At 36.6% G+C, this 13,978-nt stretch carries 14 protein-coding genes; 4 read left to right on the plus strand and 10 right to left on the minus strand.

Annotation, left to right across the window (positions count from 1 at the left end; translation table 11 throughout):
* Positions 1–17: 17 nt before the first annotated feature.
* Both LNP22_RS08915 and LNP22_RS08920 read right to left on the minus strand, forming a co-directional pair.
* Positions 18–731, minus strand: a complete 714-nt coding sequence (locus LNP22_RS08915) for a LytR/AlgR family response regulator transcription factor (RefSeq protein ID WP_229976225.1) — start codon at positions 729–731, stop codon at positions 18–20.
* Entirely contained in the window at positions 707–1,321 is a 615-nt protein-coding gene (locus tag LNP22_RS08920; RefSeq protein ID WP_229976226.1) for a sensor histidine kinase, read from the minus strand. The genes LNP22_RS08915 and LNP22_RS08920 overlap by 25 nt, the downstream gene beginning before the upstream one ends.
* 554 nt (positions 1,322–1,875) lie before the next feature.
* On the opposite strand from LNP22_RS08920, the gene LNP22_RS08925 reads away from it, so the two are divergent.
* The 4 genes from LNP22_RS08925 (at position 1,876) to LNP22_RS08940 (ending at position 6,443) form a co-directional block, all read left to right on the plus strand.
* The gene (locus LNP22_RS08925; RefSeq protein ID WP_229976227.1) at positions 1,876–2,856 is read left to right on the plus strand and encodes a hypothetical protein; all 981 of its coding nucleotides are present in this window, start codon (positions 1,876–1,878) and stop codon (positions 2,854–2,856) included.
* A 62-nt stretch (positions 2,857–2,918) separates the two neighbouring features.
* Entirely contained in the window at positions 2,919–3,128 is a 210-nt protein-coding gene (locus LNP22_RS08930; RefSeq protein ID WP_319616460.1) for a hypothetical protein, read from the plus strand.
* A gap of 206 nt (positions 3,129–3,334) precedes the next feature.
* Entirely contained in the window at positions 3,335–5,683 is a 2,349-nt protein-coding gene (locus tag LNP22_RS08935) for a mechanosensitive ion channel family protein (RefSeq protein WP_229976228.1), read from the plus strand.
* Between the two features lie 235 nt (positions 5,684–5,918).
* Positions 5,919–6,443, plus strand: a complete 525-nt coding sequence (locus LNP22_RS08940; protein WP_229976229.1) for a DUF4269 domain-containing protein — start codon at positions 5,919–5,921, stop codon at positions 6,441–6,443.
* A 2-nt stretch (positions 6,444–6,445) separates the two neighbouring features.
* On the opposite strand, the gene LNP22_RS08945 is transcribed toward LNP22_RS08940, so the two are convergent.
* From LNP22_RS08945 to LNP22_RS08980, 8 genes are all read right to left on the minus strand, one after another.
* Positions 6,446–7,648: an alkaline phosphatase family protein gene (locus LNP22_RS08945; protein ID WP_229976230.1), complete on the minus strand. Its 1,203-nt coding sequence runs from the start codon at positions 7,646–7,648 to the stop codon at positions 6,446–6,448.
* 337 nt (positions 7,649–7,985) lie between these two features.
* Positions 7,986–9,614 (minus strand): chaperonin GroEL, encoded by a 1,629-nt coding sequence (gene groL / locus LNP22_RS08950; RefSeq protein WP_229976231.1) that lies wholly within the window; start codon positions 9,612–9,614, stop codon positions 7,986–7,988.
* Between the two features lie 81 nt (positions 9,615–9,695).
* Positions 9,696–9,971, minus strand: coding sequence for a co-chaperone GroES (locus LNP22_RS08955; protein ID WP_012023920.1), 276 nt, complete (start codon positions 9,969–9,971; stop codon positions 9,696–9,698).
* 141 nt (positions 9,972–10,112) lie between these two features.
* Positions 10,113–10,454 carry a preprotein translocase subunit SecG gene (secG, locus tag LNP22_RS08960; RefSeq protein ID WP_210664756.1) on the minus strand — a complete coding sequence of 114 codons (342 nt, stop codon included), beginning with the start codon at positions 10,452–10,454 and terminating at the stop codon, positions 10,113–10,115.
* Between the two features lie 3 nt (positions 10,455–10,457).
* Positions 10,458–11,510 carry a tetratricopeptide repeat protein gene (locus tag LNP22_RS08965; RefSeq protein WP_229976232.1) on the minus strand — a complete coding sequence of 351 codons (1,053 nt, stop codon included), beginning with the start codon at positions 11,508–11,510 and terminating at the stop codon, positions 10,458–10,460.
* A gap of 94 nt (positions 11,511–11,604) precedes the next feature.
* Positions 11,605–12,108: an LptE family protein gene (locus tag LNP22_RS08970; protein ID WP_210664758.1), complete on the minus strand. Its 504-nt coding sequence runs from the start codon at positions 12,106–12,108 to the stop codon at positions 11,605–11,607.
* A 116-nt stretch (positions 12,109–12,224) separates the two neighbouring features.
* Entirely contained in the window at positions 12,225–13,484 is a 1,260-nt protein-coding gene (locus LNP22_RS08975) for a sigma-54 interaction domain-containing protein (protein WP_229976233.1), read from the minus strand.
* Between the two features lie 56 nt (positions 13,485–13,540).
* Positions 13,541–13,909 carry a GxxExxY protein gene (locus tag LNP22_RS08980; RefSeq protein WP_210664760.1) on the minus strand — a complete coding sequence of 123 codons (369 nt, stop codon included), beginning with the start codon at positions 13,907–13,909 and terminating at the stop codon, positions 13,541–13,543.
* Positions 13,910–13,978 lie beyond the last annotated feature (69 nt).

Here is a 13,978-nt window from a genome sequence, read left to right on the forward strand (position 1 = left end):
TGTAATTGGTTGGTTGATTACGGTCTAAAAATATTATCGAGTAAGATTTCGTATTTTCTTCCCACAGGTATAATTTTGCTGTTGCACATGGTCAACGTTTTAGCATTTACCGACAATATTTTGCGGGTATTAACAAGGTACGAGCGATGTACCTGAACAAAATGGGCATGGTTGATCTCGGTGGCAATACTAGACAAGGAGCCGTAAATAATGGCCGGAGAGCGTAGTATGGTACTGTAAAGTTTGAGGTAGTTGCCCAAACTTTCGATAAAAATAATATCACTTAGGAGCATCTCTGTCATCTGACCATTTATGCGGTACGAGAGTGATTGTAAATCGTCTGTGTTTTCTTTTTTTAAGGAATTGCCAGAGAAAAAAGTCTTGGCTTTTGTGATGGCTTTTGTAAATTTTTCTAGCGAAATAGGTTTCAGCAAATAATCAATAGCATCATTTTGATAAGCCGAAAGCGCATAATCTGAATACGCGGTTGTAACAATGGTAAGCGGTCTGTTGGGCTGCAGTTCCATAAGTTCTACGCCCGAAATCAAGGGCATATTGATGTCGAGAAAAATAATGTCGTACTTGTTTTCGTTGAGCATTTTTACAGCTTCCATACCGCTAAAAGCACTTCCGGAGTGCTCCAGATCTTCAAATTTAGAAATATGCGATGCCAGAGCCTTGTGCGCCGGCGACTCATCATCAATGATCAGACAGCGGTAGGTAAGTCCCATATATTTAGTTTTACGATAAAGGTATTTTTATCTTTTTTGCAGCTTAGTTCGTGATGCAAACCGTGTACTTCCAGACGTCTTTTTAGATTGCCTATTCCGATTCCGGTACTCGAAAGTCTCGAGCCACATACCAAGAAGTTGTTCTTTAGGGTAAAAGACAAATCGTTGCCTTTTACTTTTAGATGCACTGTGATAAAAGGATTTGTGGTTTCGGCAGAGAATTTTACAGCGTTTTCTACCAAAGGCAAAAAGAATAGCGGCGGAATTTCGATGTGGTCAAACGAACCTTCATAATCCTGGGCAATAGCAAGGCGCTCGTTCTGAAAAGTATAATAGTCGATGTATTTTTTGATAAAGTCGATTTCTTCTTCTATCAGGACATAATCTTTTTTGGTGGCCTCGATCTGATACCGAAGCATGTCTGATAAATTCAGGATTCTATCGGGTACTTTGTCGGGTTCTGCCAAGGCTTCTCCGTAAAGGTTGTTCATGGCATTGAGCAAAAAATGCGGGTTTAATTGCTGCTTCAAAAAAGATAGTTCCGACTTAAAGTTGATGATGTCTTTGTTTGTTTGCGAGACTTTTTTCATGATCACAACATGAAGGAAATACAAGCAGGTACCGTTGAAAATGAGCGATATTATAGACAATGTTTTTGTTTTCCCTAAGCCTACATAAAAAAAGTAATGGGTCATTAAACTATAAAAGCAAATCCAGTAGAGGATAAACACTACCCAGAAAATTTGGTACTTTTTTCTAAAAAGAAATTTATGGATGATGAACAGATTACTAAAGGCTACGCCACAATACATGGGAATGTAGCCCATACAAATTTTTTGTAATAAAACAAGAGAGTCTTTTTCGGCATAATTCATTTCATCATAAATACAAACAAAGATAATACCGATGACAAGCAGGTTTACGATGAGGTTTCTGAGGAAAAAGTTCTGATAAATTTTAAGAATCGTCATAACGGCAAAATTAAGGTAATATTATAATTTATAGTCATTTGGCGCTTACAATTATGCAAACGCCATTGGTATAAAAAATACGCCACTAGTATAAAATAGCTATTGTAATAAAGGCTTGCCGACTACATTTGTCCGGAGTTTCAATCATCATCAAAATCCATTTTTATCCATCTATGAGAGTAAAAGTTAGTATTATATTTTTCGTTTGCCTGTCTTTGCCTGTAGTGGCACAGGACAAAGAGACTACCATGAAAACTTTTGGTAAAGCGATAACCGATAAGTTCCCCAATACCAGAACTTTTGATGTGCAGTACGAGCAACTTGGGCCTTCTAATTTTAGTTCAAAATTATTTGGCGAACCATTCGAGAGAGGCAGAATAGAGCGCCATACACGCTTTAAAGCAGCTTTTAACATGCCGTTTTATGTATCCAACTCTAAACGGTTTATCGCAACGGGTTCGTTGCGTTATAAATACGAAAGCTACGATTTTGGAGAAACCTACAGCGCCGGTTCTACAGTTGCTTATTCCAGAGGCATACAAAATATTCATTATCTGGCGGCCGCTTTGAGCGCTACGTATATGGCAACACTTTTTCGCAAACCGATTGTTTACAATGCAACCGTGACAGCAGATGGAAATGACGAAAATGTACAGCGTATAAAAGGTTTTTTTACAGCCAATCTGGTACTCAGGAAAACTCAGAATACCACCATTACAGTGGGGGCTCTGGCCATGCTGGATCCTTCGGCAATTATTCCGGTTACACCGCTTTTTACTTATAATCATAAATTTGAAAACAGTAAATGGGACGTTGATTTTATTCTCCCGCAACGACTTTTATTCAGAAGGCAATTGCTAGAAAATGGCCGCATCGGATTGGGTACAGAACTCAATAGCGAGAACTTTTACCTGAATCTGAACGGCCCCACAATCAACGGAATTTATGAGTTGAACCAGTTGGAGCTAAAGTCGGGTATCACGTACGAATATCATATCCTGCCAGGATTAATAGGGACCTTAAAAGCAGGTGTGAATAATGTTTTGAATACACGAATCACCGAAAGAGGTGAGCGAACCAACAAATACATTTACGATCAAAAAGAAGATGCTCAGGGTTATTTTAGGTTTGGGCTCTCTTACAATCCGTTTTAGTGTAATTGGTTATCAGAGTGATTTCAAATTTCATTTATCATAAAATCATAAAACAATTAATTATGGTCGAAGTATTTAAAACAAATGTTGAGAAAGAAAAAGATACAAATTTTATTATCGCAATTATCAAAAGGCAATTCCCGATGTATAAAATCAATTTTGATTTAGAAGATTGTGATAAAATATTGCGTGTAGAAGCGAGTGATTTGGAGCCAGCAAGTATTATAGAGTATTTAAATCATCTGGGGTACAGCTGTGCTGTTTTAGATTAATGGGTATGATAAAGTTTGTACTAGTATGTATGGTGTTGTTGCTGGAACAGTTTTCCTGATACAGCAGGCTTCTTGAATTTTATTGATTTCGCTGTAGCGGAAGAATGTTTACAATTAAATTATTTTTCCTAATAATTCATTTCCTATTTTAGTGTTGTATTGGGTAGAAATAAATAAATTTGAGGGCCCCTAATACATTCTAAAATATGATTTTTAAAATAAAACCCATCCTCTTGCTGCTTTTGCTGGTTGTATTGCCTGCTGCGCAAATAACGTATTCGCAGACAAAGCCAAAGACAGAAAGTCGCCCAAAATTATTTAACGATACTACCGCCACCGACAGTGCATATCTTATTGCCATAGAAAAAGCCGATGAGGTAATGGAATCGGCGTATAAGGATGCCGATTTTCAGAGGGAAACGTATCGTTTGTTTGGAGAAATTAAAAGAACGCAGAGCAAACTCGACCAGATTTTTGGGAGTCTAAAAGGTGCCAACCCCAATGTGCGCAATCAGCAAATGTACCGAATCGTGCTCAACGAGATTCAGCAGGAACTAGACGAGCAAAACAATGCTATTAACGAGCACAATACAAAACTCGAAAAAATAAAAAAGCGAGTAATTGACCTACGCAAAGACAAAACCCTGATCGGTCTCTTAAAAGATACTATTCGCCGCAAGCAATTCAAAAAAGAATTTGCCAATCTTAAAAGTAAATATCTCAGTACAGATAGCCTGATGACCCACAATCAGGGTCTTTTAAATGCTAAAAAAAGACTCACAGTACAAAGAAGGATTGCTGTGTCTAATGCACTGGTAATGGTAGAAAACAGGCTCGAAAAATCCGGAATAAGTATGGTTAAAAAAGAATATCCGTTTTTATGGAATACGAGCGACGCTGTTCCTAACAAAGCAGTTACTCAAAATCTGAAAGCAAAAATAATTATAGAAGAAAATATTGCAGTCTATTACCTCAGTTACCGAGCAGGAGGTTTGATGGCTTTGGTCTTTTTTATGGGACTGCTGGTTTGGTATATTTTGCGCAACATCAAATACCTGAAAACAAAAGGCCTGGACGAAAATCTGTCTCATTTTAGTTTTACTTATCTCAACAAAGGCGTTTTACTGCCCGTATTGGTAATTGGTCTTAATATTGCAGTAGTGAGCAATTTATATGCGCCGGCGTTGTTTATAGAGCTCCTGCAGCTCTTTCTGTTGGGAATTCTCACCCTTTTATTCAAAAACAATTGGTCAAAGGTAGCCATCCGAAACTGGGGTTTTCTTTTGGCGTTATTTGGTACGCTTTGCTTCGTTGATCTCTTTATCGGAATCGGTTTTTTGCAGCGTTGCATCATGATTATCATCAATATTTTGGGTGTTCGTTATGGTTGGGTACAATTAAAAACGATCAAAGAAGAACTTTATATCAAAGGATTCTTTAAGTGGGCCAGCATCCTTTTTATAGGCCTAAATGGTTTGGCAATCCTTTTTAATATTTTTGGAAGAGTGTCTCTTTCTAACATGCTTAGCCTGACCTCTTTTATTGCCTTAACGCAGATTATCGCGCTTAGTGTCCTGCTGAAAATAATCTTAGAAATTATTCTTTTGCAAATTTATACCACAAGAATAAAACGTGGACTCGAGAAGATTTTTGACCACGAAAGCCTTTCAGATACCCTCAAAAAACCTTTTATTATTGTGATTACCTACATGTGGATTGTGGTAATTGCCTCCAATCTTAATATTTGGGAATCGCTGCGATCTTCTTTTCAATCGCTGCTGAATCGTCCTAATTCTATCGGAAGCATCACCTTTACATTAGGAAATATTGTGCTGTTTTTTATCATCATTTGGGTAGCGCATCTGCTGCAAAAATACGTTGCATACTTTTTTGGCGAAATCGATGATGAGAATGAAGAGAACATTAATAAACGACAACATTCTAAACTGCTTGTTACCAGGCTTGTCGTGCTTACTGCAGGATATTTGCTCGCAGTAGCGGCATCCGGAATGCCATTAGACAAACTAAGCATCCTTTTAGGAGCCTTAGGTGTCGGGGTTGGACTTGGGTTGCAAAATGTTGTAAACAATTTTGTTTCGGGTGTGATTTTAATTTTTGATAAACCCATTCAGATCGGAGATGTTATCGAAATAAGCTCAGAATCAGGTCGCGTCAAATCGATGGGATTGCGAACCACAAAAATCAATGCGCCCAATGGAGCCGAAATCATTATTCCGAACGGGAATTTACTCTCACAAAGCATCACTAACTGGACGTATACCGACAATTTTAAACTCGTTGAAATAGCCATCGAAATAACAGGTGAAGTCACTCCGGACGAAATTAATACCATCGTGATAGAAGCCCTCGAAAGCCTGCCGTCGATCAACAATACAAGAGCACCGCAAATTTTTTACACTGCCATTTCTGATGGAAAATACAAATTGCAAATAAAATTCTGGTGCAGCATCTACCGCACCGAAGAAACAATTAGCAGTGCGCGTCAGGTACTGTTTGCTAGTTTTAAAGCCAAGAGCCTTGGTTTTTCGACCTAAAAAAAGAAGGTTTTTTAGATATTTTATGATATAAGAATAGCAAGCGATAGGTGCTGGATTATAAAGCAATATTTTTATTTGTAGCCAATCCAGCCATCCGCTCTATCTTTTCCTGCCTAAAGAAGGCAGCAAAAGGATGCCGCTCCTGTCTGGGCTAGGGCAATTATTTTCATAAGAATATTTTCGGTGACCAACATAAGCGACTTACGCATATTTTTGCTTAAAAAGCAGTAGCATGATAGATTTTAGTACCATCGATTACTTAAAAGACGGAAATTTTAAACAACAAAAAGCGTTCGAAGTCCTGACTCAACATCAGGTTTTAGTACTTCTCTCTAACTTTGATCCGCTCTTGGTAGGCACCATCCCGATCAATATCGATACCGACAACAGCGATCTCGATATCATTTGCTGCTACAAATCCAAAACCGATTTTATAACCCAGCTGCAGGATAATTTTAGCACCAAAAGTCATTATACGATTCGCGAAGCGTTAATAGACAATATAGAGTCGGTGATTGCTAACTTCTTTATTGCCAATTTTCAAATTGAAATTTTTGGTCAAAACATTCCGGTCAAAAAGCAAAATGGTTATCGCCACATGATCATCGAGCATGAAATTCTAAAGAAAAAAGGAGATAATTTTAGATTAGAAATCATTAAACTAAAACAGCAAGGCTATAAAACAGAACCTGCTTTTGGCAAGCTTCTGGGATTAGAAGGAAACCCTTATCAAGCATTACTGGACTATAAAGTGTGATCTTATTCTTTGAGTAGTTGTTGTACTTCGCTTAATTGCCCATCAACGGGCTCAATTTTCAAACCTAAAATATGAGCGATAAGAGGGTAGATTGCAACATTCTGAAAACTATTGATTTCTTTATCGACTTTAAAGGCAGGGCCTTTGGCATAAAAAATGGCTTGCATTTCTTTTTGCTTGTTGTCGTAACCATGTGTTCCTCCTTTTATATTCTGGGTATTTTTACTAACCAAACTATATCCTTTTTGAGCTTCGATAACAAAATCATGCACACGAGGATTGGTACCATAATGCAGTCGCTTTGGGAGTTGGCTGGCTCTCCAGAACTTAATATGTGGTACTTTTTTTAGTGCTTTGGCAATAGAATCCTGGCAACCTGCTTTTGCCTGCAAACTCATAATCGGGTTGATAACGGTTTTGTAACCCAGCCAACTCGGTTTTAGGTAATCCAGAACCGCTACTTTTTTATCATTGCTGATATCTGCCATTCCGTGATCTGAAACAATAATTAAATTAATTTCTTTCCCGATCGCTAGTCGATCTAGTTTAGAGGTCAATTGCCCGATAATACTATCCATTTTGAGGATCATTTTTTTATTCTCGGGAGAAAGTGGGCTGTAAGTATGTCCAGTATGATCGGGTTCGTCAAAATATAAAGTAACAAGGTGAGGACGTTCTTTTTCGGGAAGGCTGAGCCATTTTACAATCGTGTCTATTCGGGTTTCATATGGAATTTTACCATCATAATTTTTGTAAATACTAGGTCTTTTTTGGTCAAGATCTGAGCCTGGCCAAAAAAAAGAAGCTGCTTTCACGCCTTGTTGTTCGGCAACATTCCAGATTGGGTTGCCGCCATAAAAGCGAGAGTCGTTTTTTGCTTTGGACGATAACGAGAACGAATCGTTGAGAGCGGCATCATAAAAAACATTGTTTATAATGCCATGATGATCGGGATAAAGCCCTGTCACCATCGCATAATGATTCGGGAATGTTTTGCTGGGATAAGAAGGACGCATCGACTTGGCATGAACACCTAGTTGCGCCATCTGTTTTAAATTTTGAAGATGAAACTTTTTTGCATAATCCCAACGAAACCCGTCCATCGAAACCAAAACTACATAAGAATTTTTGCTGCTTTGAGAATACGAAAGGGTGGAAAGAAGTAAAAAGGTAAAAGATAAAAGTTGCGTGGTAAATTTTCTCATTTTGTAATTTTAATAAAGCCGTAAAGATATTGATAAACTAATTTTTAATAAAAAAGAGAATGTTAAACTAAAGACAAGGTTGCCACAGATTAAAGGATTAAATGGATTAATCTGTGAGATTTTTTTAATCTGTTAATGAAAATAGCTTAATAAAGTTTACCACAAATTTCAGAAATTAGCACAAATTTTTAAGCACAGTTGCCAGGAAATTAATTCGCAGAAATTTGGGGAATTTGTGACAAACAAATCTTTGTAATCTTTTAATCTGTGGCAAAATAAAAAAAACGCCAAACAGAATTCTCTGCTTGGCGTTTATAGTATAAGAAGTTAAGAACGATTACATGATTCCTGGCATACCGCCACCCATTGGCATTCCGCCTCCGTTTTCTTCTTTAATATCAATCAAGGCACATTCTGTAGTCAGGATCATTCCAGCAACAGAAGCAGCATTCTCAAGTGCTACACGAGTTACTTTTTTAGGATCGATGATTCCTGCTTTCAGCATGTCTACATATTCGTCAGTTTTTGCGTTGTATCCAAAATCACCAGAACCTTCGGCAACTTTAGCCACAACAACAGAACCTTCAAGGCCAGCATTTTCAACAATCGTTCTCAAAGGAGACTCAATAGCACGAGCCACAATCTGGATTCCGGTTGCCTCGTCAGCGTTGTCAGCTTTAATTCCTGCTAATGCACCTTTTGCTCTTAATAAAGCAACACCACCACCAGCAACAATTCCTTCTTCTACAGCTGCACGGGTTGCGTGCAAAGCATCGTCTACTCTGTCTTTTTTCTCTTTCATTTCTACTTCAGAAGCAGCACCAACGTAAAGAACAGCAACACCACCGGCTAATTTAGCCAAGCGCTCTTGTAATTTTTCTTTGTCATAATCAGAAGTTGTCGCTTCCATTTGACCTTTAATTTGATTCACACGATTTTTGATCATGTCAGCTTCACCAGCACCACTTACAATTGTAGTGTTGTCTTTATCGATAGCAACTCTTTTAGCAGTTCCTAACATTTCGATAGTAGTATTTTCTAAAGTATAACCTCTTTCTTCAGAAATTACAGTTCCACCAGTTAAGATTGCGATATCTTCTAGCATTGCTTTTCTTCTGTCTCCAAAACCAGGCGCTTTTACAGCAGCAATTTTAAGAGCACCTCTTAATTTGTTTACAACCAACGTTGATAAAGCTTCTCCATCAACATCCTCAGCAATAATCAATAATGGTTTTCCTGATTGTGCCACCGGCTCTAAAACAGGTAGTAATTCTTTTAAAGAAGAAACTTTTTTGTCGTATAATAAGATATATGGAGAATCTAATTCCACTTCCATTTTCTCAGGGTTTGTTACGAAGTAAGGAGAAAGATATCCTCTGTCAAACTGCATACCTTCAACAACATCCACGAAAGTGTCTGTTCCTTTGGCTTCTTCAACCGTGATAACACCTTCTTTACCTACTTTCGCGAAAGCAGTAGCAATTAACTCACCAATCACTTCGTCGTTATTGGCAGAGATAGAAGCAATTTGTTTGATTTTATCAGAATCACTTCCTACTACTTTGGCTTGTTTGGCCAAGTCAGCAACGATTGCTTCAACGGCTTTATCGATACCACGTTTCAAGTCCATTGGGTTTGCACCTGCAGCAACGTTTTTCAAACCTTCTTTTACGATAGCTTGCGCTAAAACTGTAGCAGTCGTAGTTCCGTCTCCTGCTAAATCATTGGTTTTAGAAGCTACTTCCTTCACCATTTGTGCCCCCATGTTTTCTAATGGGTCTTTTAATTCGATTTCTTTTGCAACCGAAACACCATCTTTAGTGACCGTTGGTCCACCAAATGATTTTCCGATGATTACGTTACGACCTTTTGGTCCAAGAGTTACTTTTACAGCATTTGCTAATGCATCAACACCGCGTTTTAATCCGTCACGTGCTTCAATATCAAATTTTATATCTTTTGCCATTTTAATTTTTGTTTAATGTTTAATTTGTTTCAAGTTACTATAGTCTTAATTCTTAATACCGAGTACTTAATACGTATTGTTTTAGATTATCGCTAAGATATCATCTTCACGCATGATCAAATAATCAGTTCCTTCCAGTTTTAATTCTGTTCCGGCATATTTTCCATAAAGCACAGTGTCACCAACTTTTACGGTCATTGTATGGTCTTTTGATCCGTTTCCTACAGCAACTACAGTTCCTTTTTGTGGTTTTTCTTTTGCGGTATCCGGAATAAAAATACCTGACGCAGTTTTGGTTTCGGCAGCAACAGGCTCGATAAGTACGCGATCTGAAAGCGGTTTAATGTTTAAGGCCATGATTTTATATTATTATAGTTATACGTTTTTTAATGCTCTATTTAGCTTTCAGAAATTGTGCCATGCTGTTTTAACTGACATTTTTTCCTAAAAAAAATGCCAGCTTTGACAGGCTGGCATTTAAATTTTATAGTAAGATGATTATTTGGCTGCTGGAGTTGCCGGAGCAGGAGCTTGTTGTACCGGAGCCGCTGGTGTATTCGCTGCAGGAGCTTCCGTTTTTTCAATAATTTTAGAGTCAGTATCACTTAAAGTTCCTGTAAAACTTAAGCTTGAAAGTAAAATTAAAGCAATTAGGATAGTAGCCAAAGTCCAAGTACTTTTGTCTAAAAAGTCTGTTGTTTTTTGTACGCCACCTAACATTTGTGTTCCGCTAATAGTAGAAGATAATCCTCCGCCTTTAGGGTTTTGTACCATGATTACTACGATCAATAGAAAGCAAACTATTGTGATTAAAACTAAAAAAATTGAAAATGTGCTCATTGTTTAATTATTATTGTTATTTTGTTGTAAAATCTTTATATCCGCGATGCGGTCTGCAAAGAAACTAATTTTTTCTGGATATTTCAAAATTAATATTTGATATGCTTGTATTGCTTTTGTATATTTCTTTTGTTCTAAATACACTCTGGCCAATGTCTCGGTCATCAAATACGAATTGTCATCTTTATTAATATCAAATTGAATCGGAACAGTAGGTGAGCCGGACTTAATAGGCGAAATCTTCGGATTGGTTTCGATAAATTTGTTTATTATTTCTGCTTTTTTCTTTTTCTCCTCATCTAGTATTTCAGGGTCCGCAATTTGTTTTGCAATTTTTTCGATATCAGGTATGGCAGCCGGCAATATTATTTGTTTAATTGCTGCTTCCTGTTTTATTGAGGTTTCCTTTGTTCGGTCAATAGGTTGTGTTCTTGATAATTGCAGCCATTCCTGAAAAGAGTGTTTTTCGTTTACCGTAAAATCCAGAGGTTTCCCTATTTCCAGATGTTCTTCGGCAATTTTTACTGATTCTTCAATTGCTTTTGTCTCTTCAATCTCCTCTATTTCTTCAGGTTTTACTTCTTCAGAGGTTGTTTCTTCAGTACTATTCAGCGGTTCTTCAGAAACAGAATCAGCAATTTCTTCAAAAATAGTATTGTTGGCTTCTTTTATAGACGTTAAAATAGATTGCTCAATAGGATCGATACGTACTTCGGTCACTTCTTTTATTTCTTCAGGCGAAATAATTGTACTATCAAAAACAGTAATGTTTAAAAGAGCTTTTAGTTTTTTGTCGTAATAATCTTTTTGAATAGCGGCAAAACTTTCAGAAGTAATAAAGTCGAATAAAACAGCTCTGTCAGTAGTGTGTGCAGCGGTAACTTTTAATGCATAATTATACTTAAAACTTTTTTGATTGTAAAGTCCTTTTAATCGTAATGCTCTTGCACTCTGAAAATACGGAAACTCATTCAAAACAGTGCCTAACGCATCCGCCTGTATTTCTGTAATAGTATCAGGTTTGTTAATTAGGTATGTATAATCGTTTACAGTCATTACTTTTTGTTTAATCGTTGAAATTGTTTACTTGTTTAATAGTTGATATGTTTTTTCGCTTCAGCGACTAAACGATGTATCGGTTAAACTAAAACTACCATTTTGCAAGTGAATCATTGAAAATATCCTGAGTAATTCTTTCAAAAATAGTTCTGATGGCTTCGTTTAATACACTTCCCGTTGGTAAAGAGGTGCCTTCAAAGTCATAATAAAATTCGAAAGTTTTTTCAAAATCATCGGTTTCTTTTTTTCTGTTGCTAAAACGAACATTTACACGAATCGTCAAACGGTTTTGTGCCGCTTGCTGATCGGCAGTTGCTGTCATTGGCGTTACTCTGTAATCTACAATTTCGCCTTCATAAACCAAATCACCATTAGTACTTACCAGATTCAGGTTGGTTTGATTCATGATCAAATCCTGTAAAGCCAATGTAAAATCTCTATCAATTCCGGGTTCAATCAAATCAGCATTGTTCTGAAAAAAGTTAACCTGAAACGTTTCGGCATCAATAGGAGTAGCGCCTGTAAAGTTGTAAACAGAGCAACTGTTAAACATCAATAGGCAAACAATCGCGATAAGAGAATATATTTTTTTCATAAAAATCTGTAGTAAAATCTACTTTTTTAAACTCCAAATCTCAATATTCGAATTTCAAAAAGTCGTTCAAAGATAGTAAATTTGAAATTTGGGATTTTAATATTGTTTTTTTCTTTTTAAAGATCGAATTGCTTGATTTTTCTATACAAAGTTCTCTCTGAAATACCCAGTTCATCAGCAGCAGCTTTTCGTTTTCCTTTGTTTTTTTCTAATGATTTTTTGATCATTTCGATTTCTTTTTGTTCCAAGCGTAAAATTTCTTCTTCTTCGATCGTCTCTGCAAAAAGATAATTATTATCATCTACGCTTTGATACTTTTCTTCGCGAACCGCCGGCGTCATAACCGCTGTTCTTGGCTCTTCTTCAAAATCTATTTCACTGTCGTTTTGCTGTGAGCCGTATATTTTTTGAATTAAATTTGGATTAATATCCTGTACTTTTGATGAGCCGTTTTTCATCAATTCTAAAGTAAGTTTTTTCAAATCATTCAAGTCACTTTTCATATCAAAAAGTACTTTGTACAAAATATCTCTTTCGGTGCTAAAATCACTTTCTTTCTTCTTATCACTAATTACAGAAGGTAAATTAGACCCTTCGGTAGGCAAATACGATTGTAAAGTTGCTAACGAAATATCACGATTGGTCTCTAGAACCGAAATTTGTTCGGCTACATTTCGCAATTGACGAATATTTCCGTTCCATCTGAATTTTTGTAACAATTGAACGGCATTATCGTCTAGTTTTAAAGGTGGCATTTTGTACTTGTGTGCAAAATCGGCAACAAATTTTCTAAACAATAAATGAATGTCTTCGTTTCTCTCACGCAAAGGCGGCAGTGTGATTTCGACCGTAGTCAAACGATAATACAAATCCTCACGGAATTTTCCTTTTTCGATGGCGTTGAATAAATTGACATTTGTTGCAGCCACAATACGAACGTTGGTTTTCTGAACCTGAGATGAACCTACTTTTATAAATTCGCCATTTTCAAGTACACGAAGCAGTCTCACTTGTGTTGTCAAAGGCAACTCTCCAACTTCGTCAAGAAAGATGGTTCCGCCATCAGCCACTTCAAAATAGCCCTCACGCGTACTTGTAGCGCCTGTAAAAGCACCTTTTTCGTGACCAAAAAGTTCACTGTCAATAGTTCCCTCCGGAATGGCCCCGCAGTTTACAGCAATATACTTTCCGTGTTTTCTGTGCGAAAGCGAATGAATAATTCTAGGGATATTTTCTTTACCAACACCGCTTTCTCCCGTTACCATTACCGAGATATCAGTAGGAGCAACCTGAATGGCTTTTTCGATGGCGCGATTTAATTTCGGATCATTACCAATAATCTCAAATCGCTGTTTTATTGCTTGAACTGTTTCCATGTATTAATTTTTTTGCCACAGATTAAAATCATTAGCACAGATTTTTTAAAATTTCATCAAACGTATCTTTTATATTGAAGTGATTTTGTTTGAAAATTGACAAGCAATCCTACTTCTGAATTAGATAATTTTATATAATTTAAAATCTGAGCAATATGTTCATTTGAAAATTCTTTAACTGCTTTTACTTCTAAAATTATGTCTTCATTAAGTACAAAATCTGCACAAAATTTATGAGGTAAAATTTTGCCTTTGTATTCAATTGAATATTCTTTTTCTCTTTCAAAGAGAATATTATTTTCCTTAAATTCTATTTCTAAAGCGTCTTTGTAAATTATTTCTAATAAGCCTGGCCCAAGATTTCGGTGTACTTCCATGCATATACCGATAATCGTATACGTTTCAGCTTCTCTATAATGTTGCATAAATTATTTATTTTACTACAGTTTTTAAAAATAAGAAAAATAACACAAAAAAATCATTTTTAATCTTAT

The organism is Flavobacterium flavipigmentatum (genome assembly GCF_020911905.1).
Taxonomy (GTDB): Bacteria; Bacteroidota; Bacteroidia; order Flavobacteriales; family Flavobacteriaceae; genus Flavobacterium; species Flavobacterium flavipigmentatum.